This is a genomic window from Rathayibacter sp. AY1C9, from assembly GCF_002932315.1.
GTDB lineage: Bacteria > Actinomycetota > Actinomycetes > Actinomycetales > Microbacteriaceae > Rathayibacter.
This window is the reverse complement of sequence record NZ_PSVZ01000012.1, coordinates 19,843-38,653: the sequence shown is the minus strand read 5'-3', so window position 1 is coordinate 38,653 and position 18,811 is coordinate 19,843. Positions and strand designations below refer to the sequence as shown.

The window sequence follows — 18,811 nt, the reverse complement described above, 5'->3', positions numbered from 1 at the left end:
GCCTCCCGCGACCCTCGGCGCCCGCCCTCGCACCGAGTGTCCAGAAGTCGTCGCACTCGAGCGCGAGTGCGACGACCATCGGACACTCGCGGGCGGCCGGACCTCGCGCGGCCGGGCTCACACTCGCCGGGTACGTCGCAGCCGCGCCCCGCCCCGGCTTGCGCAGGACCCCCGCCTACGATGGGTCGGGATGTCCCCCGAATCCGCGCTCGCCGCCCCGACCCGCGCGTCCCCGGGCGCCCGGCGGTCGCGGCGCGGGCCGCTCCTCGGGCTCGCCCTGGTCGCCGTCCTCGTGGCGACGCGCCTGCTCGCCCCGGACGCGGCGGGCGACGCCCTCTCGGACGCGGTGCGCGACTTCCTCACCCTCTCGATCAGCGTCGTCATCGAGTCGCTGCCGTTCGTGTTCCTCGGCATCGTCCTCTCGATCGCGGTGCAGCTGTGGGTGCCCGAGGCCGTGCTGCTGAGGATCCTGCCCAAGCGGGCGCTCCCGCGGCGGCTCGTGATCTCGCTGCTCGGCGTGCTCCTCCCGGTCTGCGAGTGCGGCAACGTGCCGCTCGCGCGCGGGCTGATCGTCAAGGGCCTCTCGGTGTCGGAGTCGATGACGTTCCTCCTGGCCGCGCCGATCGTGAATCCGATCACCATCGTCACGACCTACCAGGCCTTCGGCTGGGCCGACGGGATCCTCGTCTGGCGCATCGTCGGCGGCTTCGCGATCGCGAACCTCGTCGGCTGGATCTTCAGCCGCCACTCCGAGCCGATGAGCCTGCTCACCGACCGCTTCCGCGCGGCGTGCGAGGCGAGCGAGCGGCCCTCCCGCTCCCTCCGCGACCGCTCTCGGCGCAGCGTGCTGCTGTTCGCCGAGGAGACCGGGGCGATGATGCCGGCGCTGTTCGTCGGCGCCGCCATCGCGGGGCTGATCCAGGTCGGCGTCTCGCGCGACGTGCTGACCACGCTCGGCGGCGACCCGCTCTGGTCGGTGCTGGCGCTGATGGTGCTCGCCTTCGTCATCTCGATCTGCTCGAACGTCGACGCGTTCTTCGTGCTCTCGTTCGGCTCCACGTTCCTGCCGGGAGGCATCATCGCGTTCCTCGTCTTCGGCCCGATGATCGACGTCAAGATGCTCGCGCTGCTCCGCACCACGTTCTCGGCCGCGACGCTGGTGCGCGTCACCGTGCTGGTCGCCCTCGCCGCGGCCGTGCTGGGACTGGCGGTGAACTATGCGCTCTGAGCGCCTCCTCGCCCGCTGGAAGGGCGTCGTCCTCAGCCTGATCGGCGTCGTCTCGACCCTGTGGCTCGCGGCGACCGGCCGACTCGGCCTCTACATCCACCCCCGCTACTTCGAGTTCTCGGTGGTGCTCGCGGTGATCGCCGGCGTGCTGCTGATCGCGGCGTTCGCGGTGGTGCCGGGAGCGGAGGAGGACGCGCACGCGCACGATGACGACGTCGAGCACCTCCACGCCCCCGCGCCCGCCCGCCCCTGGCGCCGGGTGGTCGCGGTCGCGGCCGGAGTCGCGGTGATCGCCTCCGCCGCCGTCGCCCTGCTCGTGCTCCCGCCGGCCGCCCTCACCGCCTCGACCGCGACGCAGCGCGAGGTCAACACCAGCGCCGTCGACGCCTCCGTGACCGCCGCGGCGCCCACCGGCGACACGGCCTCCTTCAGCGTGCGCGACTGGGCGACCCTGCTGCGTCAGGGCGCGAGCGAGCAGTTCCTCGCCGGCCGCACGGCGACGGTGAGCGGATTCGTGACCCCCGACGCCTCCGACCCCGAGAACGTCTTCTACATCGCCCGCTTCGTCGTCACCTGCTGCGCGGTGGACGCGCAGCCGGTGGGCGTGCCGGTCTACCAGGCCGGCTGGGCCGACACCTGGTCGGAGGGGCAGTGGCTGGAGGCGAGCGGCGGCTTCGGCGCGAACCCGAGCGTCACCAGCGCCGAGGCGGTCGTGCTGGAGCCGGAGGCGGTCACTCCGATCGACGAGCCGGCGATGCCGTATGTCTACTGAGCGCGACGCGAATCCTGAGCGCGGCGCGTCTCCTGAGCGCGGCGCGTCTCTCGAGCCCGGCGCGTCTCCCGGCGGCGGCACGTCGGCGCAGAGCGGGCGACGGTCCGAAGGCGGCGCGCGGCGCGCTCCCGGCCTTGACTCCGCAGGCGCCTCCCGCTTCCCCCGCCTGTTCTGGGCGGTCGTCGCGGTGCTCGTCCTCGCGGTCGGAGGCCTGACCGCCGCCACCGTCGCGAAGGGGCCCCGGGTCGCCTCCCTCGAGGTCAGCACCGACGGCGTGGTCGAGCGCGACGGCTCCCGCGCCCGCCTGCACCTCGACCAGGCTCTCGAGCCCGACGCACTCGACCGCGTCCGCGTCGCTCCGGACGCCCCGCACACCGCCGAGCTCGACGGCGGCGTGCTCACCGTCACCTTCACCGACACCCTCCGCTACGCCACCCGCTACGAGATCGGGATCGACGACGCCCGCAGCGCCGCGACCGGCTCGGCCGCCGACGTCTCCGCCTTCTTCACCACGAAGGACCCCGACCTCTTCACCCTCGATCGCACCGCCGACGACCCCTCGCAGCCCGACGCCGTCCGCGTCCGCCCGCTCTCCGGAGGCGACGCCCGGGTCCTCGTCACGGCCGACCGGATCCAGGACTACGCCGTCGTCGGCCCGGTGCTGGTCGTCGTGACCATCGAGCCGGACGACACGAACCTCCTCCGCACGGTCACGCTCGACACCGGCTCCGAGGGCGTCATTCCGCTGCCCGGCCCCGGGACCGTGCGCGAGCTGCACTCCTCGCCCGAGAAGGGCGTGCTCGGCTGGACCTTCACCGGGCAGGCGCCGTCGGGCCCGCTCGACCGCGCCCTCTACTCCTACGACCTCACCGACCAGAAGGCCGAGGCGGTCCCCGTGGTCGGGATCGACGGCGGGCCGCTGCGGGCGCGCGACTGGATGTTCGTGCCCGGCACCACCTCCGTCGTCACCCACTCGCTCGACGACACGGTGCTCCTGCTCGACCTGCTGACGCCCGGCTCGATCAGCCCGCTCGGGCAGCACGCGGAGCTGCGCGGATTCGTGCCCGGCGCGAACCGGCTCGTGGTCGCCGATCCGGAGTCGGGCTCGCTGATCGACCTGGCCGACGGCTCGGTCGAGACGCTCGCCCTCCCCCCGGCGGACGTGAGCGCGACCGCGTCGCCCGTGCAGATCCTGCTCCTCGACTCCGGGAGCTACGTCGAGCTCGAGGCCGAGTACGCGCCGGAGACGGGGGCGACCCAGTACTCCGTCGTCCGCGTCGACGCGTCCGGCACCTCGGAGGTGTTCCGCACCTCGCCGACGGGGCGCATCCGCGGCGTCTGCCTCTCGCCGAACGGGCAGTACCTCGCCGTCGAGACCGTCTCGGTCGAGGGCAGGCCGGACGACTACCCGGGCGAGCCGGGCTTCAGCGCGACCTCGACCGTGCTCGTCGACCTCGGCACCGGCGACACCGCGCGCAGTGTCAACGGGCGCTCGCGCGACTGGTGCGCGTAGGGGGCCGACCTGACGACCGGTTCGTCCACCTGACTGATTGCTGGCGGCCCGGAAGTACCGGATCGTTCAGCAGATCATCGAGAACGACCAGCGCGCCGAGCTGAGCGTCGCGGACCGCACCGCCGCGTGGGCGCAGCTCGCGTTCGAGGGCGTGTCCGCCGCAGCGATCGCCAAGCGCACCGGCACCAAGACCGACGCGGTGTAGAAGGGCCTCGCGGTCGCGGAGTCCGCGACCGTCACATCCGTTCTGCACGAGCACGAGCTGACCCTGGACCAGGCGGCGGTGCTGTTGGAGTTCGAGGACGACGCCGACGCCCGCGCGACCCTGATCGAGGTCGCCACCCACGACCCGGCGCAGTTCGAGCACACCGCGCAGACCCTCCGCGACGAGGCCGCGCACCAGGCGCTCCTCGCGGCGACCGCCGCCGAGTACACCGGCAACGGATTCCAGACCCTCACCCGCTCCGACGCCTACGGCGACCAGGCGACGTGGACGCCCATCCGGCAGCTGCGCGGCGAGGACGGCAAGAGCGTCACCCCCGAGCAAGTCGCGGCCGTTCCCGGCCGCGGAGTGCTCATCGACACCAGCTGGCGCGGTGAGGTCGAGGTCACTCTCCTGGTTCAGGACCCGACCGCCGCCGGATTCACCTACGCCTACGGAGCCCCCGAGCAGCCGCAGACCGTGGAGGAGGCCGAGGAGGAGCATGCCGAGAAGTCCGCGGAGCGGAAGGTGCTCATCGCCAACAACAAGGCGTGGAACGCGGCCGAGAAGGTGCGCCGCGAGGGGATCGCGACGTTCCTCGCCCGCAAGACCCTCCCCAAGGACGCGGATCGCGTCATCGCTCTCGGCCTCACCGCGCACCGGTTCGCGGTGTCGTCGGGGATGAGCAACGGCAGCGATCTCGCGCACGCGCTGCTGCGCATCGAGCGTCCCTCCGGCTACCGCGTCGACGCCCTCGCGGCGCTGGTCGAGGCGAACCCCGCGAAGGCCCGCCTGGTCGCGCTGGCCGTCGTGCTCGGAGGGCAGGAGGCGCACACGAGCAAGGAGTCCTGGCGTCGAGGCGACGAGCGCACGGCCGAGCACTTCCGCCAGCTCGCGGCCTGGGGATACGCGCTCTCCCCGGTCGAGCAGGTCGTCACCGGCGACAGCACCCCCACCGACGCCGCAGGGCTCAGCTAGCCCACCCGGCGGGGACCGGCTCGCGCCGGTCCCCGCCCCTCCTCTTCTCCCACTGCTGCACAGGAAGGCCCGACCATGACCACCACGACCACCGCACCCCGCCCCGCCCACCGCTTCGACCCGTACCAGGAGTGATCGACCTCGAAATCGGATCGCTCCGCTCCCAACTCGGCGCCCGCGGTCAGCCGAAGCACCAGCATCGCCTGCACGATCCACCTCACCCGCAAAGGGGACTTAGTTAGACCGTCTAGAAAATCTAGGCTGTGACCGCTCGATCGGCGATCCCTGGCTGCTGGTCGTTCGAGGTTGGCGCGCGTTCGGCCAACCGGCAGCGAGGGGTGCACCGACCCGAACGGTTGCACCCCTCGCTGTAATTGTGAAGCCACCAGAGCCCGTTGACGAGAGGGCCCGGAGGCGCCGAGACATTTTCGAGGGTCGATGCCGGTGAGGGTCAGGCGAAAGCGCTGCCCGCCAGCGGATGCGCGAGCAGGATCCCCGCGATGAGGACGAGTGCGGCGCTCGGCAGCACGAACTCGACGGGGCGTTTTCCGTGGCGGCTCAGCGCGGAGGGCGCCAGATGGATGAGCACGCCGACCGTGAGCAGGGCGGCGCACGTGAGAAGACCCCATCCGCCGATGAAGAGCAGACTGACTCCCGGGCCACCCGACTCGGGGATCCCGTACCAGACGGCGTCCGCGATCCAGAGTGTCGCGGCGGCGACGCCGGTTGACGCGAGAGCGACCCAGGACACAACGGAGCTAGAGCCGGTCGAGGTCGATCTCCTGGTGTCCACCTGCCGAACGCTAGGGCAGCCGACGGCGCCGGACAACGAAGCCGGAATGAACAAGAGGTGGACGTGAATCCGTCCGGCGACGGACGGCCGTGCCCCTTCAAGGAGTTGCCGGTGGGCTCCCGAGCGCAGCGTCGTCGTGTCTCGTTGCCCTGCGGTCGGGGATCGAGGAGCGGGGAGGGGGAGGCGCCGGCTGGTGGACCGACAGGTCGGCTTCGCTTGCAGTTCCCGCAGCGGAGGATCGCCATGCTCACCGGCGGTGCCGACTCGCTGCCCGTGAGGGGAGCTCTCGCTGAGCTGGCGGATGAGCCGATCGGCGATCGGGTTCAGCCGGTGAGCCGGCGGACCTGTTCAGCGGAGAGCTGGCGGTCGGCGAAGAGCACGACTCGTGCGGTCGGGTCTGGGCTGTGCGCGTCCGGACCCTCCCATCTGAGCGCGAGGCCGAGTCGCTCGATGGTGCGGCGGGAGCGTGCGTTGCGTTCTGCGACGACCGCGGTGATGGGCAGCTCCGGTCGGAGGCGGTGGGCGAGTTCGATGCCGGCGAGGGCGACCTCCTGCGCGTAGCCCTTGCTCCAGTGGTCGGGGTGGAGGGTGAACGCCACATTCCAGGCTGCATCGGAGAGCAGAGTGCATCCACCCATTCCGATCAGATCACGGCTGTCGATGGGGGAGTCGCGCCGGCGGATCACCCAGCTGCTGAGTCCGTCCCGTGTCCACTGGGTCCTTCGATACGCGATCACGGCCCGGGTCTGATCGGCGGAGAGATGGAGGAGGAGCGGATCCTCTTCCGCGATCCGCGGATCGGTGTAGAGGCGGAACAGCTCGTCCAGGTCGGTCTCGGCGGGCCGGCACAGTCGGAGTCGGTCGGTGAACACGTCGAGGTCCCGTGGGGCACAGGCCTGTCCGTCGCTCACGCTCATGGGATGAGGTTGCCATGACCCGACCGCTCGACCAGCGTTGAGTGCGCATGTGATCCGGTCGCGCGAGGTGGCCCGCACGGGGATCGGTGGCCGGAGGTCCTCAGTTGCTGACGTGAGTCAGAGTCCGCGCGTACTCGATCATCGGATGACCACCGAGCGGATGCGGCGCGGGATCCCCGTGAGGCTCGAAGCCGGACGCCTTGTAAAGCCCTTCCGCCCGATCGTTTCCGGCGCGGACGTGCAGCTTCAGGACGAGGTAGCCGAGCTGAGAGGCGGACTGGACCGCGTCGTCGAGCAGTGTCCGGCCGAGCCCGCGCCCTGTCTCGCTCGGTGCGACGGCGAGCAGTTCGAGCAGCGCACTGTGTCGGCCCGGACCATCGCCCGTGTCGACGGTGAGAGCGAACCCGAGGGGATCCGAGCCGATGACGGCGAACCGAACGAGAGGCCGGTGGAACTTCGCTCGAGCCCTCTCGGCGACCGCGTCGTCCTGACTGCATCCGTCTCGTGCTCTGAGTGCCTCCAGCCAGAGGTCGATGCAGGGCCCGCGATCGTCAGGCGAACCGGCTCGGATCTTCATGCGCTGAGGCTATCGAGGCAGCCATCGGACATGTTCCGAATCCGAGTCGCGTCCTCGTTGTGGACGCCGGCTCGCCGGCTGACGCTGGACAGCAGCTCGCCGAGGCGTGGTCGTGTCACCGAACGAGACGTCGGGCGAAGGACCGGCACATGCTCCGAGGGGCGGGCATGCGCGAGGAGCGATTCGTACAGTGGAGGTATGAGTGTGATGAAGGAGACGGGTACCGCGCGGCGGAGCGGACGAGGGTGGACGCGGGCTGCGTTCGTGCTGGGCGTTCTCGCCGTCGTGTCCTACGCCGTCGGATACCTGGCGGTGGCCCACCTTTGGGTGGGCGATCCCCTGGTCATCGGAGTCGCGACCACGCTGCAGTACCTTCTCCCGCTGGCCGGCGTCCTCGTCGGTCATCAGGCGCGACGACACGTCGGTCCTCGCTGGGAGTCGACGGTGGGACTCGTGCTCTCCTACCTCTTCCTGGCCTTTGCCGTGGTGCCGGTCGTCATCGGCTTGGCCGGACTGCTGCTGGCACGCTGATCGATCGACGACCCGGATCGTTCAGCGGTTCACGCGATTCGCCGCCGTCTGAACGATCGGCAGCTTCTTCGCACGAAGGGTGGCGGCGAGGAGCCAGCCGAGGAGGGAAGCGATTCCTGCCGTGACTGCGTATTCCGTGATGAGGCCCGCGGAGGAGGGCCAGGTCGCGTTTCCCGACGCGAGTACCAGCGCGAGGGAGGCGGCGGCGCCGATCACGAGTCCCATACACAGGAACGCGGCCGCCCGCCCGACGCGCGGGGTGCGGCGTGTCCGCCGGTCGAGCCAGAGACTCGAGGGAAGCCATAGGAGTGCGCCCGCGACAGTGAACGCAGCTGCCGTGCCCGCGATGAGCCCTGCTGCGGACCCGCCCGATACATCCCAGCTGCCCGCGGTTCGCACCAGCGCGAGGACCGCAACGGCAGGCCACGCCAGAATGCCCCATGCCAGTTCTCGTGTTTCCATGAGCATCATGGTCCGGCACGTCGGTGAACACGCCATGAATCAGAACGTTCAGCACTCCACGATCATGTGTTCCGTAAGGGGATGGTTGAGCGGGCCATCTTCGTCGTCCGCGTGGACTCATCCCTCCACAGGACCGGGGCACGTCTCGGGGCTGAAATCGGAGGTTGCGGTGGTTGCGTCCGGGCAGAGGCCGGTGGTCCAACCGTGATCATCCGCGTAGGAGTTGTATTCGTTTGTCAGAGAGAAGACGATCCCTGCGTTCCAGGGTGCCGTGTAGGCGAAAGAGACGACGGGATCCCCTTCATCCGTGAGAGAACTCCAGGCGAGCTCCGCCTCCTCGCCCGCTGCTGCTGCCGTGTCGAGGCATGCGACCGCGTTGATGGGCACGAGCTCGGTTTGATCAAGCACGAACTCTCCGCAGGTATCGGCAGCGTTGCCTTCCTGCACGATCAGCGGCGCGTCGCGCAACGCGCGAGCTGCCCGGATCGGATCACCCTCCGGAGCTGGTGAACCTGAGCACGCGGCGAGCATCAGTGCGCCAGCAGCAATGAGCGCCGTAGCGGCGCAATGCCGTCCCGCCATTCCCTCGCCTGTTCGTTTCACGGCGCCACCGTACTCAAGACCGCGCCTTTGTCTACTTGCAACCGGCAGGCGGGGCCGGCACCGTCCCGTATCGGGATGGTTCACCGGGCCGATCTGGTGCCCGGCCGTGGAAGACTCGTTGGGCCGACGACAGCGGAGCGTGACGCCAGTGACTTCAGTAGTGAGCCTCATCCGCTCCAACAGCCTCTCCGGCGCAGCGCAGTATGCGTACGCCGCGACAGTTCCCGCCGGCTCGCGCATGATCTTCCTCGCCGGAGATGTTGCACTGGACCCGGTAGATCCCCTGCCCCGGAGTTGCCGTCACTTCGTCCCTAGTCTTTTCCTATGAACGCATCGAGCTCATTGCCCTCTCTTGACGGTTACCGCTTCGCGGCTGTCCGCGACACAGTCGGCGGCGAAGTAGGACCTGAGACTGTCTTCGACTACCACGAAGCGGACGGCGAGGTGTGGGCCACCTACGCCGGCGGCGCAGTCCGGCGGGGATTCCTTGTCGGCACTCGAACCGGTGACACGGTGGCGTTCCGCTACTGCCAGCTCAACGAGGACGGCGAGACCTCGACGGGATCCTGCGTCTCCGAGATTGTTCTCGACCCAACTGGGCTGCTTCGAATGAAGGAGACGTGGGCCTGGGAATCAAAACCCGGTAATGGCACCAGCGAAGTCACGGAGATCATCGTCCCTCGCCTAGCATCGGTCGTCACAGAACCCCGAACCCGACCCTTTCACGAGTCGTAGAATGAGTGACAAGTTATAGGACAACACTGCTCGGCGCGCCGCGTTTGTGGAGTTGATCGCTAAGTGGCGGCGTCTCTTGATCGTTGCGTGGCGCTAGTTGCCGATGACGAGGATGCTGGCAGCGGCTTCGATGACGTCGTCGGTAATGGTTTCGAGGTCGTTGATCTTGAGCACGCGGGCTATCTGCGGAAAGAGTCGTTCGAGTAGGCGGAAGTTGCCGCGGGTGATGCGTTCGATGGAGGCGATGGCTTGGGCGTCGGTGAAGTCGTCGGGGTCGAGGGTGCGGCCGAGGCGCTTCCAGTGGCGGTCGAGGACGAAGAGGAGTTCGTCGCGACCGAGGGCGCGGTAATGGTGGGAGAAGCCGAGGCGGCTGTAGAGCTGCGGGTAGTGGCGGAAGCGTTGGTCGATGCCGGGCATGCCGATCAGAATTATGGAGAGGTGTTCGCGGTCGTGTCGGTCGCGGAGCAGCTCGAGTGCGGTGGGTGTGAGTCGTTCGGCTTCGTCGATGATGAGTAGCTCGACGAGGTTAGCCACTGGTCGTGCTTTGAAAGGCGGGTCAGGTTCGAGGGAGCGCAGATGTTCGTCGGCGCAGAGGCCGACTTTGATTTGCCAATGGTCGATGTCGTGCATGAGGTCTTTGGGTCGGCAGAGTACTTCGGGTGTGTAGAACACGGTGCGGGATCGGTTGGCGAGGGCGTAGTGCTTGGCGTCGTGATCTCCTCGCGGGCCCCATTCGTTGATGTAGGGCTCGAGAGCGTCCCAGTTCGCATAGCGGCGGGCGGAGTTGGTCTTGCCGACACCAGCATCACCGTGACAGATGCCGATGGTTCGTTCCTTGCGGACGGCGTTGGCGAACTCGGTGAAGCGTCGGTGCTCTTTGGTCACGATGAAGGCCTGGTTCATCACTCGTCCTCTTCATAGGTGCGTAGCCGACGCCGATGGGGAACGGGCGCGACGCTGTGCGGCTCCTCCCGGACGGTGGCGGTGGGAATGCGGTCGTTGATGACGTGCCGGAGTTGTCGTCGGCGGGCGCGGCGGGCGGCTTCGATGTCGCGGAGGCTGAGTCGGAGGTTGGGGTGAGCTTCGTCGACGGCAACACAGACGAAGGTGTCGCGGTCGTAGACCCGGATCTCTGAGACGTCACGTGGGTCATATCGAATCGTGACGGTGTGCCCGACGAAGGGTGCGAGCGTCGGGGCGAGGTAGCGCTGGCCCTGGAAGTGAACGCCATCGCGCTGCACGACGCGATTCTTCGGAACAGTGAGAAGAAGCCCATCGAGCTGTTCGAGGCCGTCAGGCATACGCGGGAGCCAGCCGTCAGCAACCCATGCGTCTCGCGGAGAGGCTTCGAGCTCGCTATGCGGGCGCTCGTTGTAGGTCCTGACGAAGGCGCCGATCGCCTGGTCGAGGGCCGCCAAATCAAGTACTGGGTGGGGGCTTCTGCTGCCGGGCCCGAGGTGCCCCGGGAGGGTAGCGAGGAGTTCGGTGTTGATGGTGCGGAAGAAGCGTTCGATCTTGCCGCGGCCCTGGGGTCTGCCGACGATGGAATGGATGATGCGGATGCGCAGCTCGATGGCGGTGCGCTCGAGGTGGTGGCTGGTGAAGTCGGAGCCGTGGTCGACGTGGAGAACGTCAGGTATCCCGCACATAGCCCACGTCGGGTCGGGCTTTCTCCAGATCGCCTGACGGAGAGCAAGTGCTGTGTTCATCGCGGACGGTGCCCCGGCGAAGACGATGTAGCCGCAGATCGCGCGCGAATAGTCGTCCATCACGATCGTCAGCCACGGCAGATCGGGCGCGCCCCCGGTGCCCATGATGAGGATGTCGAGTTCGGTGTGATCCGCCTGCGACATGTGGTTGGGACGTTCGGCGCGTCGGCGAAACACCAGCTCGTGCTTGTCTCGATAGGCGGCCGGTCCTTCCAACGCGAGTGTTACGAGCGCCGGGTCTAGAGCTTGCACGATTTCCCTGACGGTGGCGTAGCTCGGCGCCGACAGGCCATGATGATCTGCTTCAGCGCTTGCTAGGCGGTGCAGCGTGGTCAGCGCTGGTCGCGGCCTGCTCAAAGCCAGTCGTTCGATGAACGCCACGAGCTCAGGCGGCGTTCGACGTACACCAGCGTCCGATCGCTGGTGCGGATCGAGAGCAGTGACGCCGCTTTCTCGGTAGAGCTGATGCCAGCGCTGTAGTGTGCGGAGGCCGATGCCGATGTCTCGTGCGAGGGCGGCGAGGGGTATCTGATCTTCGACGTGAAGTCGGAGAATTCGCCACCGCTCGTCACCGTCCATGGCATTTGCTACATGGCGGTGCTCTCGCGGCCGGCGAGGGCTTGCTGGTGACGGTAGAGGGTGGCGCGACTCCAGCCAACGAGTCGTGCTGCGTCTTCGGCGGTGCGGCCCTTCGCTCGAGCATCGGAGGCGATGGCGAGCTTGTCGGCGATTACTGCAGGATCGGACAGTGGGCGGCCGAAGCGTGTGCCGTTCTGCCGCGCCGCTGCGATCCCCGCATTCACCCGCTCGACGATCAGTTCGCGCTCGTACTCGGCGAGGGTGGCCAGCATGTTGAGCATCAGCCGGCCCGTCGACGTCGCCGGATCGATGCCATCAGAGATAGACCGGACGTGGATGCCGCGGTCACGCAGCAGGTTCACCGTGTTCAGGACGTCCATCAAGGAGCGGCCAAGCCGATCAACTCGCCACACGACCACGGTGTCACCGGACTCTGCATGCTCGAGGAGCTTCTTCATCCCTCGGCGCTCGATCGCGGTCTTGCTCCCGGAGGTGACATCAGCGAACACGTCGCGCTTTTGAACGCCGACAGCCACCAGCGCGTCAAGCTGCAACTGCGCATCCTGACTCGATGTGCTCACGCGGGTGTATCCAAGAAGTCTCACTCGACCAGTGTGACTCACAAACTCCTCGCAATCATGACCCTGAGACGGTTTCTGTTGAGACGCATTTTCGAGACATCTGCGACCTCGGAATCGCGCGGACCCGACACCGCGACAGCGATGCCGACCGGGCGTCTCAGAAAGCTGTTGTTTTCCGAGATGCAGTTGATGTTGCAGGTACGGTGTCTCCGTGCCGAATAGTTTCGCTCCCGTGGACCCCGTCGCGCTCACGCAGTCTTTGATCCGATGTGCTTCGGTCACTCCGAGCGACGACGGAGCCCTCGATGTCGTGGCAGGCGTACTTGAGAGCCTTGGCTTCATCGTTCATCGGCTGGACTTCGATGGCACCCCGAATCTCTACGCCCGCCGAGGAATCGACGGACCGCACCTGTGCTTCGCCGGTCACACCGATGTCGTTCCCCCAGGCTCTAACGAGTGGAGCTCCGACCCCTTCGATGCGACACTCCGCGACGGGACGATCATCGGTCGAGGTGCCAGCGATATGAAGGGCGCCATCGCCGCTTTCCTCGCAGCGGTCTCGCAGACGCAGCCCGAAGTGCTCGACCTTGGGTCGGTCAGCCTCCTGATCACCGGAGACGAAGAGGGGCCGGCCACGGGTGGCACCGTGCGTGTGCTCGAGTGGCTCGCCGATCGCGGCGACATGCCGGACTTCACCCTTGTCGGCGAAGCGACGAACCCGGAGCGGATCGGCGACGTGATCAAGATCGGACGGCGCGGAAGCCTTAACGCCAACCTGACGGTGCGCGGGTTCCAGGGGCACGTTGCCTACCCCCACCTCGTCGACAACCCGGTGCACCGCCTCATCCGCGTTCTCAACCGACTCGCCACAACACCACTCGACGAGGGGTCCGAGTGCTTCGAGCCGTCGAGTCTCCAGATCACCACGATCGACGTCGGCAATGCGGCGAACAACATGGTGCCCGCCGAAGCAACCGCGCATCTGAACATTCGCTTTAACGACCTTCATTCAGCCGAGAGCCTCGAGGGCTTGATCCGCCGGGCGGCAGAAGAGTTCGCAACCGACTTCACCCTCTTAGTCGAGGTAAGTGGCGACCCCTTCATCACTGCTGGATCGAGCCACGTCGCGCTGTTATCCGAGGCGGTAACATCCGTGACCGGGCGAACTCCCTCGTTGGATACCGGCGGAGGAACTTCCGATGCGCGATTCATCGCCCACTATGGCGAGGTCGCCGAATTCGGCCTCGTCAGCAGCACAATCCATCAGATCGACGAACACGTCGTGGTAAGCGATCTGCAGCAGCTCACAGTGATTTACCGCACGTTTCTCGCGAAATTCCTGACTCGCTGAAATCGTCGGTGATCCGACGCACGCGTAGCGCGACGTCAAGGAGCGATCAAAGACTGCCGCCACAAAGCGATCAACTCCACACCCATGTGCTCATTGCTTCATTTACTCATTTGAGTTCCGGTCGGCGCCGTGCCGAAGGGGTGGTTGCACTCAGTCTACGGACGGGGCCGCCCCCGCCCTCCGATCCATTGAAGGATGCCGATCGTGACGACCGAAACCACGGCGACCAGAAGGAGGAAGGGAAGGGCACCTAGAACCAGGAACAGCACGAAGCTGTCTCCACCCTCGAACCCATCCATGACTGCAGCCGGGACTCAGAAGAGTCAGGACACCGGCATGAGCGGCCCGGTCGTGAAGTCACTGCGACCGTCCCCGCCGCAGACCTGGAAATCGGAGGGCGTGTCGATTCCCGGTCCGGCGCCGTCCGAGGTGACGAGCACCCGGACGGTCGTCGCGGTCGTCGGCGTGCAGTCGTATGCGCCGACCGCCGAGAGCTGGCCCTCCGCCTGCGCCGACTCACCCGGAGCGAGAGCCCCCGGGAACGCTTCCGCACCCAACGTGCCGGCGGTGGTGAGCTGCGTCCCATCGGCGCCGAGCATCAGAACGCCCGGCCACCCGAAGTACGAGCACGCCTGATCCGAGGCGTTCGTGAGCACGATCGCGAACCCTTCCTGGCCCGCCCCGGAAAGCTCGGGCCGGTCCTCCACCGTGACCGTGAGCTGCGTGTCCCGGCATGGGTCCGCCGGCCACACCGGACCAGCCGCCGCCGCACCCGCAGTCGCGGTCGCCGCCGGAGTAGCCGGGGCGGACGTCGGGGCGGCGGTCGCGGTCGACGCCGGCGCGGCGGCCGACGTCGATGCCGGAGCCCCCGCCGTCGAACCGGCGCAACCGACGAGCGCGAACACCGGAACGGCGAGCAGCAGGGCGAGAGTCGAGTGGGAGGTCCGAGTCGTCGTCATCCGGCGAATCTACCTTTGACTGCTCACTCCCAGTGCGAGACGACGGGCGGCGGGACTTCCCGCTCGTGGTTGAGCACTCGAAAAGCGATCGCGAGGACGACGCAGACGCCGGCACCGATCAATGCGGCAGCGCCAGCCACCGTCATCCACAGCGGTTGGACAGCCGAACCGTCCACGCACAGCGGATTCCACAGGAAGCTCTCGGAGCTGGAGTAGCTTCCACGAACCTCGCACGCCTCTGCCGGATCCCACATGTAGAGAGAGGACATCAACCCGAGAGCGGCGGCGAAAACGGTGAAGATCACGGTGAAAACGAGGGGGATCGCGTGATCCGGCCGAGGAGACTGTCTAACGCTCATCGGGAGGGTGCCCCCCCCCCCCCGGAGTTGCCATCTCTCACCACTCATCGCCCAGCTTGCGGAGCCCGTTGTCCTCCGGCAGGGTCTGGCGCGAGTAGTCGTGCAGAACGTCGGGCGACGCAATTTCCTGTCCGTCACGTTCAACTTGACGGCTGGCCGCAATGACGACGCATGTCACGGCCACGATCAACGCCGCAGCAGTCGACAACGTCATCCATATCGGCTGAACGGTTGAACCATCTGAGCACAGCGGGTTCCAGAGGAACCCCTCTCCCGTCAGGCTGCCTCCGCCGCGGGTCCTGCACGTCTCGCTCGGGTCCCACATGTAAATGGAGGCTACGGCTCCCAGGGCGGCTGCAAGACCGCCGAAGACCAAGGCGAGAACGATGGGCGTCGCTGCACTCGGTTGCGGGGGCTCTCCAACGTTCATCGGGACATCATGCACTGCACTCCGAAGGATTGATCAAGAGCCGGAACGCCAGGCCCGGTATCGAGTACCCGCGGGGGGAGGTCATCGCGCCGCGACAGTGAGGTTCAGCTCTTCACCGACGCGCAGAATCTCGTCCGAAGGGAAGCGGAACGGGTTGAGGTAGAACAGGTCATCGGCCGTCATGCCGAATCGTGCCGCGACGTCCTCTGCGAGGTCGTTGCGAGCGACCGTGTACGACGTCGGCACTCCGTCCGTGGATGACACCTCGCCACGCGCTGCTGCACGTGGGCCGGCGTCCCGGGCCACGAGGGTGCTGCGCTGCGGCTCCACGTTCCACTGGACGTCAGCGATGGCGAGGATTTTGGTTGAGCAGTCGGGGTCGTCCTGCGGGCGGGTCGTGAGAACGAGTTGATTGATCGCTGTCGGGTCGCCATGGAACTCTGCGAGGTTCCGCCACGCTTTGTAGGGCTTCCCTGACTCCGCGTCCGCGAGACGCATCGGGAAATCGACGTCGAAACAGGTGGTATCCGCGTCGATCGGATCGAGCGCTCCCATGACCGCTACGGAACCGGAAGACGCGGTGGGGATGACGAGCTCGTCGGATGTCAGGGCCAGCCGGCCGTCCGCCGCGCTCAACTGGACGGCGCCGGTGGTCCCGTCGCTCCCGGTGAACGTCGCTACGCCTAGGTCGCCGGTCAGCGGGGAGGTGAAGCCGTCGTCCGAGTTCGTCGCCAGAGGCGGGGCCGACGGTGCAGGCTGCGCCGTGCATCCCGTCATGACCACTAGGCATGCCGCGACCGCGACCGTGCTGCGCACTTTCGAGAACGTCCCCACCGGCTCAGGCTGAGCGACGTCACCACTTTCCTCGTGGTCGCGTCTCGGCCTGAAATGCTCAGCACGGTTCGGGAAGGGGAACGTCTGGCGCGGGCCAGCAGGAAGCCCGACGGCTCCTAGGCTGACCCGATGAGTTCCCCGGCACCGACCCGCCCATTCGTGGGTGTAGCGCGCATCGCGGTCGGTGCAGCCGCGGTCGCGGTGATCCTCCACACCTACGCGCTGAGCATCGTGGCCGGCGACCCGAATCCGTTCGACTACTTCGGCTACTTCACGAACCAGACCAGCCTGCTCGCGAGCGCGGTGCTCATCGTCGCCGGATCGGTCGCGCTCGCCCGCCGTCCGACGCCGGTGTGGCTGAGCTACGTCCGCGGCGCGGCGACGGCCTACTCGATCGTCGTCGCCGTGATCTACAACACCCTCGTACCCGGTACCGGGACGGCTCCGCCCTGGGTCAGCGCCGTCCTGCATGTGGTGCTCCCCGCGCTCGTCCTCCTCGACTGGATCGTCGTCGCCGACCGCGGACCGCTCTCCTGGCGCCGGCTGTGGGTGGTCCTGCCCTACCCGATCGTCTGGGTCGTCGTCGTGCTCGTCCGCGGAGCGACCGACGGGTGGGTGCCCTACGGCTTCCTGCTCCCCGAGAACGGAATGCCGTCGCTCGTCGTGCACGTCGCCGGGCTGACCTGCGCGGTGCTCCTCGCGGGCGCGCTCGTCTGGGCACTGAGCCGACGCCGTGCCTCATCTAGTTGATGTCCAGTCCTCTCTCGCCATGGATCACGAGGAGCTCTGACTCCCGACGTCAGGCGCATCACCTCTCGTGCGCCGCGGCTCGGCCGCAGCGAGCTCTGATCACGCGCAACACGAGATTGATCACCAGCAACCCAGCTCCAGCCGGGATGGCTCCGGCCGTGAGGATCATCGCTTGGAAAAGGAGCGGCTGGCTCATCGGCACAGGGGTCAACGACATCGGCAAGACGACTTTCTCGAGCAGGACGGGAAACAGGCCGATAGCGATCCCGCACCAGAGGGCACTCACCACAGCTGGAAGCCACGCGACGAGAACAGGTCGACGCGAAAGCCTCCGGGGAGCGACGTAACCTCCGACAGCGGCAACGACGATCCAGATGATGACACCTACACCGCCGGCGCCGATCGCGATGGCTCCCTCGGATGGATCCGCGTCCGTGATCCCCAGAGCCACCATGAAGCTGCTGAACATCAGAACCAGGGCGGCGAGCACAGTGACCACGCCGGCGGCGGTCCAGCCGATGAACGCGTTCACAGATCCATCGGATGCTGAAGTCGAGAGACGTGACGCGGTGGAAGCAGTCGTCATCGTGGGACACCTTCGTTGGTTGTCGCGCGGTAGTCGGACCGACAGATTCCCACCACCGCTAGTATGCATCGCACGCTAACATGCAAAGCATGACAGTCGACGTGGGGGCCCAGATCCGGAAGGGCGTGGTGGAGTACTGCGCCCTCGGGCTCCTATCGCGGGAGCCGATGTACGGCTGGCGCCTGTCGGAGGAGCTGGTGTCGCTGGGCATGATCGCCAGCATCGGCACGCTCTACCCGGTGCTCGGGCGGTTGAAGGATCGCGGTCTGATCGCCTCCTACGCAGGGGAGAGCGGTTCGGGCCCGGTCCGGAAGTACTACAAGCTCACCCCCTCCGGACAGGCCGAGCTGGGCGAGTTCCGCCGCCAGTGGGAGCCCTTCACCCGTTCCGTCCAAGCGATCGTGGCAGGAGACGACACATGACCCCGACCAGCGCACCCCGCGAGGTCCAGACCTACTTGAAGCGGCTCGATCGGGCGCTACGGCCCGTCCCTCGTGACGTCGCCTCCGCGATCCGAGACGGGATAGATGAGGAGCTGGCCGGCCTCGAGCCGGCAGAAGCCATCGAGCGCGTGCGGTCCTTCGACGAACCGGAATCCATCGCGGCCGCCGCCCTGGGCGAGAGCCGCACCCACCCCACGCCAGCCGGCCGCGCGAGGGTGATCTGGATCGTCGCCGCCGGAGCCGTCATCGTCCTCGCGGTCGCCCTGGTTTCGACGTGGGCTCTCGCACCTGGCCCCACCCCTGAGGCGACCAGTTCCTCTGTCGTCGCCTACCCGATGCCCGATCTTGGTCCCTCTCCCGCCCCAACACCTCTCGCGCCCGACGAGCAGGAGCAGCTGCGCATCCAGGAGCAGGACCGCCAATGGGAAGGAGTCCTGGCAGGCTTCCCTGACGCGACGAGACCCGCCGACCCGTTCCAGGAATACCGCGACCCGAACGATTCGACAGCACTCCTGGGCTGCCTCACCGCGGCCGGCCTAACGGTCGACCTCGGCTCGAACGCCGCCGGCGGCGGACCCGTCAGCATCATGACGTCCGCCTCGACGGAAGCCGAATCGGTCGCCGCGTTCACCTGCTGGTCGAGCTATCCCACGACCCCCGTGGTGCCCATGACGTCCGAGCAGATCGACTACCTCTACAGCTACCTGACCGAGTACCTCGTGCCCTGCTACGAAGCGAACGGCATCGAGAACCCCGACGCGCCCAGCCGCACCGACTTCATCGACCAGTGGCCGAACCAGGGATGGTTCCCCAGCACGAGCGAAGCGTGGCTGACCGACGACGAGCAAGAAGCGATTGACGAAGCCTGCACTCGACCCATTTGACGGACCGTCTTACAGGCGTCCCGTTTGGGGATCGT

General features: G+C 67.5%; 24 protein-coding genes. 11 read left to right on the top strand and 13 right to left on the bottom strand.

Going from position 1 to position 18,811, the window contains the following annotated elements:
• Positions 1-190 precede the first annotated feature (190 nt).
• From C5D09_RS09970 to C5D09_RS09955, 5 genes are all read left to right on the top strand, one after another.
• Positions 191-1,228, top strand: coding sequence for a permease (locus C5D09_RS09970; protein ID WP_104269217.1), 1,038 nt, complete (start codon positions 191-193; stop codon positions 1,226-1,228).
• Positions 1,218-2,000 carry a TIGR03943 family putative permease subunit gene (locus C5D09_RS09965; RefSeq protein WP_104269216.1) on the top strand — a complete coding sequence of 261 codons (783 nt, stop codon included), beginning with the start codon at positions 1,218-1,220 and terminating at the stop codon, positions 1,998-2,000. The genes C5D09_RS09970 and C5D09_RS09965 overlap by 11 nt, the downstream gene beginning before the upstream one ends.
• Positions 2,001-2,187: 187 nt before the next feature.
• Positions 2,188-3,513: a hypothetical protein gene (locus tag C5D09_RS09960; protein WP_104269215.1), complete on the top strand. Its 1,326-nt coding sequence runs from the start codon at positions 2,188-2,190 to the stop codon at positions 3,511-3,513.
• A gap of 37 nt (positions 3,514-3,550) precedes the next feature.
• Positions 3,551-3,718, top strand: a complete 168-nt coding sequence (locus tag C5D09_RS17510; RefSeq protein ID WP_181135025.1) for a hypothetical protein — start codon at positions 3,551-3,553, stop codon at positions 3,716-3,718.
• Between the two features lie 78 nt (positions 3,719-3,796).
• Positions 3,797-4,693, top strand: a complete 897-nt coding sequence (locus tag C5D09_RS09955; protein WP_146085627.1) for a hypothetical protein — start codon at positions 3,797-3,799, stop codon at positions 4,691-4,693.
• A 451-nt stretch (positions 4,694-5,144) separates the two neighbouring features.
• Here C5D09_RS09955 and C5D09_RS09950 read toward each other — a convergent pair whose 3' ends face one another.
• The 3 genes from C5D09_RS09950 to C5D09_RS09940 all read right to left on the bottom strand — a co-directional run bounded on the left by C5D09_RS09950 (position 5,145) and on the right by C5D09_RS09940 (position 6,980).
• Positions 5,145-5,486 carry a hypothetical protein gene (locus C5D09_RS09950; RefSeq protein ID WP_146081495.1) on the bottom strand — a complete coding sequence of 114 codons (342 nt, stop codon included), beginning with the start codon at positions 5,484-5,486 and terminating at the stop codon, positions 5,145-5,147.
• Between the two features lie 323 nt (positions 5,487-5,809).
• Positions 5,810-6,403 (bottom strand): GNAT family N-acetyltransferase, encoded by a 594-nt coding sequence (locus C5D09_RS09945; RefSeq protein ID WP_104269213.1) that lies wholly within the window; start codon positions 6,401-6,403, stop codon positions 5,810-5,812.
• Positions 6,404-6,503: 100 nt separating this feature from the next.
• Positions 6,504-6,980 (bottom strand): GNAT family N-acetyltransferase, encoded by a 477-nt coding sequence (locus C5D09_RS09940; protein WP_104223376.1) that lies wholly within the window; start codon positions 6,978-6,980, stop codon positions 6,504-6,506.
• A 198-nt stretch (positions 6,981-7,178) separates the two neighbouring features.
• Here C5D09_RS09940 and C5D09_RS09935 point away from each other — a divergent pair, with 198 nt between their 5' ends.
• Positions 7,179-7,511 carry a hypothetical protein gene (locus tag C5D09_RS09935; protein ID WP_104226378.1) on the top strand — a complete coding sequence of 111 codons (333 nt, stop codon included), beginning with the start codon at positions 7,179-7,181 and terminating at the stop codon, positions 7,509-7,511.
• A 21-nt stretch (positions 7,512-7,532) separates the two neighbouring features.
• Here the strand turns inward: C5D09_RS09935 and C5D09_RS17140 are convergent, their stop codons facing one another.
• Both C5D09_RS17140 and C5D09_RS17135 read right to left on the bottom strand, forming a co-directional pair.
• Complete coding sequence (locus C5D09_RS17140) at positions 7,533-7,973, bottom strand: hypothetical protein (RefSeq protein WP_146085626.1); 441 nt, start codon at positions 7,971-7,973, stop codon at positions 7,533-7,535.
• A 117-nt stretch (positions 7,974-8,090) separates the two neighbouring features.
• Positions 8,091-8,576 (bottom strand): hypothetical protein, encoded by a 486-nt coding sequence (locus C5D09_RS17135; RefSeq protein WP_146076936.1) that lies wholly within the window; start codon positions 8,574-8,576, stop codon positions 8,091-8,093.
• Between the two features lie 324 nt (positions 8,577-8,900).
• On the opposite strand from C5D09_RS17135, the gene C5D09_RS09920 reads away from it, so the two are divergent.
• Positions 8,901-9,311, top strand: a complete 411-nt coding sequence (locus C5D09_RS09920; protein WP_104223373.1) for a hypothetical protein — start codon at positions 8,901-8,903, stop codon at positions 9,309-9,311.
• A 93-nt stretch (positions 9,312-9,404) separates the two neighbouring features.
• On the opposite strand, the gene C5D09_RS09915 is transcribed toward C5D09_RS09920, so the two are convergent.
• The 3 genes from C5D09_RS09915 to C5D09_RS09905 are packed head-to-tail and all read right to left on the bottom strand — an operon-like array spanning position 9,405 to position 12,204.
• On the bottom strand, positions 9,405-10,214 hold the full coding sequence (locus C5D09_RS09915) for an AAA family ATPase (RefSeq protein WP_104223372.1): 810 nt from the start codon (positions 10,212-10,214) through the stop codon (positions 9,405-9,407).
• The gene (locus C5D09_RS09910; protein ID WP_104223371.1) at positions 10,214-11,599 is read right to left on the bottom strand and encodes a Mu transposase C-terminal domain-containing protein; all 1,386 of its coding nucleotides are present in this window, start codon (positions 11,597-11,599) and stop codon (positions 10,214-10,216) included. The genes C5D09_RS09915 and C5D09_RS09910 overlap by 1 nt, the downstream gene beginning before the upstream one ends.
• Positions 11,600-11,607: 8 nt before the next feature.
• The gene (locus C5D09_RS09905; RefSeq protein WP_104223370.1) at positions 11,608-12,204 is read right to left on the bottom strand and encodes a recombinase family protein; all 597 of its coding nucleotides are present in this window, start codon (positions 12,202-12,204) and stop codon (positions 11,608-11,610) included.
• A gap of 208 nt (positions 12,205-12,412) precedes the next feature.
• Between C5D09_RS09905 and dapE the strand changes: the two genes are divergently transcribed.
• Positions 12,413-13,531 carry a succinyl-diaminopimelate desuccinylase gene (gene dapE / locus C5D09_RS09900; RefSeq protein WP_219812919.1) on the top strand — a complete coding sequence of 373 codons (1,119 nt, stop codon included), beginning with the start codon at positions 12,413-12,415 and terminating at the stop codon, positions 13,529-13,531.
• A gap of 323 nt (positions 13,532-13,854) precedes the next feature.
• Here dapE and C5D09_RS09895 read toward each other — a convergent pair whose 3' ends face one another.
• From C5D09_RS09895 to C5D09_RS09880, 4 genes are all read right to left on the bottom strand, one after another.
• Entirely contained in the window at positions 13,855-14,490 is a 636-nt protein-coding gene (locus tag C5D09_RS09895; protein ID WP_104269211.1) for a DUF4232 domain-containing protein, read from the bottom strand.
• A 23-nt stretch (positions 14,491-14,513) separates the two neighbouring features.
• Positions 14,514-14,795 carry a hypothetical protein gene (locus C5D09_RS09890; RefSeq protein ID WP_104223367.1) on the bottom strand — a complete coding sequence of 94 codons (282 nt, stop codon included), beginning with the start codon at positions 14,793-14,795 and terminating at the stop codon, positions 14,514-14,516.
• A gap of 91 nt (positions 14,796-14,886) precedes the next feature.
• Positions 14,887-15,063 carry a hypothetical protein gene (locus tag C5D09_RS17505; RefSeq protein ID WP_181027276.1) on the bottom strand — a complete coding sequence of 59 codons (177 nt, stop codon included), beginning with the start codon at positions 15,061-15,063 and terminating at the stop codon, positions 14,887-14,889.
• Positions 15,064-15,360: 297 nt separating this feature from the next.
• On the bottom strand, positions 15,361-16,113 hold the full coding sequence (locus tag C5D09_RS09880) for a LysM domain-containing protein (protein ID WP_104269209.1): 753 nt from the start codon (positions 16,111-16,113) through the stop codon (positions 15,361-15,363).
• A gap of 129 nt (positions 16,114-16,242) precedes the next feature.
• Here C5D09_RS09880 and C5D09_RS09875 point away from each other — a divergent pair, with 129 nt between their 5' ends.
• Positions 16,243-16,863, top strand: a complete 621-nt coding sequence (locus tag C5D09_RS09875) for a Pr6Pr family membrane protein (RefSeq protein ID WP_104269208.1) — start codon at positions 16,243-16,245, stop codon at positions 16,861-16,863.
• A gap of 58 nt (positions 16,864-16,921) precedes the next feature.
• Here the strand turns inward: C5D09_RS09875 and C5D09_RS09870 are convergent, their stop codons facing one another.
• Entirely contained in the window at positions 16,922-17,395 is a 474-nt protein-coding gene (locus tag C5D09_RS09870) for a hypothetical protein (RefSeq protein WP_104269207.1), read from the bottom strand.
• A gap of 143 nt (positions 17,396-17,538) precedes the next feature.
• Between C5D09_RS09870 and C5D09_RS09865 the strand changes: the two genes are divergently transcribed.
• Together C5D09_RS09865 and C5D09_RS09860 are read left to right on the top strand one after the other, a co-directional pair.
• Positions 17,539-17,871 (top strand): PadR family transcriptional regulator, encoded by a 333-nt coding sequence (locus tag C5D09_RS09865; RefSeq protein WP_104269233.1) that lies wholly within the window; start codon positions 17,539-17,541, stop codon positions 17,869-17,871.
• A complete protein-coding gene (locus tag C5D09_RS09860) occupies positions 17,868-18,776 on the top strand; it encodes a hypothetical protein (RefSeq protein WP_104223362.1) in 909 nt (302 codons plus the stop codon). The genes C5D09_RS09865 and C5D09_RS09860 overlap by 4 nt, the downstream gene beginning before the upstream one ends.
• Positions 18,777-18,811: the final 35 nt, after the last annotated feature.

What these genes read in the sequence shown, in the direction of transcription:
- C5D09_RS09970 (WP_104269217.1), top strand. Translation starts at nt 191, where the DNA reads ATGTCCCCCGAATCCGCGCTCGCCGCCCCGACCCGCGCGTCCCCGGGC.
- C5D09_RS09965 (WP_104269216.1), top strand. Translation starts at nt 1,218, where the DNA reads ATGCGCTCTGAGCGCCTCCTCGCCCGCTGGAAGGGCGTCGTCCTCAGC.
- C5D09_RS09945 (WP_104269213.1), bottom strand. Translation starts at nt 6,403, where the DNA reads ATGAGCGTGAGCGACGGACAGGCCTGTGCCCCACGGGACCTCGACGTG.
- C5D09_RS09940 (WP_104223376.1), bottom strand. Translation starts at nt 6,980, where the DNA reads ATGAAGATCCGAGCCGGTTCGCCTGACGATCGCGGGCCCTGCATCGAC.
- C5D09_RS09935 (WP_104226378.1), top strand. Translation starts at nt 7,179, where the DNA reads ATGAGTGTGATGAAGGAGACGGGTACCGCGCGGCGGAGCGGACGAGGG.
- C5D09_RS17140 (WP_146085626.1), bottom strand. Translation starts at nt 7,973, where the DNA reads ATGGAAACACGAGAACTGGCATGGGGCATTCTGGCGTGGCCTGCCGTT.
- C5D09_RS09920 (WP_104223373.1), top strand. Translation starts at nt 8,901, where the DNA reads ATGAACGCATCGAGCTCATTGCCCTCTCTTGACGGTTACCGCTTCGCG.
- C5D09_RS09915 (WP_104223372.1), bottom strand. Translation starts at nt 10,214, where the DNA reads ATGAACCAGGCCTTCATCGTGACCAAAGAGCACCGACGCTTCACCGAG.
- C5D09_RS09910 (WP_104223371.1), bottom strand. Translation starts at nt 11,599, where the DNA reads ATGGACGGTGACGAGCGGTGGCGAATTCTCCGACTTCACGTCGAAGAT.
- C5D09_RS09895 (WP_104269211.1), bottom strand. Translation starts at nt 14,490, where the DNA reads ATGACGACGACTCGGACCTCCCACTCGACTCTCGCCCTGCTGCTCGCC.
- C5D09_RS17505 (WP_181027276.1), bottom strand. Translation starts at nt 15,063, where the DNA reads ATGACGTTGTCGACTGCTGCGGCGTTGATCGTGGCCGTGACATGCGTC.
- C5D09_RS09875 (WP_104269208.1), top strand. Translation starts at nt 16,243, where the DNA reads ATGAGTTCCCCGGCACCGACCCGCCCATTCGTGGGTGTAGCGCGCATC.
- C5D09_RS09865 (WP_104269233.1), top strand. Translation starts at nt 17,539, where the DNA reads ATGACAGTCGACGTGGGGGCCCAGATCCGGAAGGGCGTGGTGGAGTAC.
- C5D09_RS09860 (WP_104223362.1), top strand. Translation starts at nt 17,868, where the DNA reads ATGACCCCGACCAGCGCACCCCGCGAGGTCCAGACCTACTTGAAGCGG.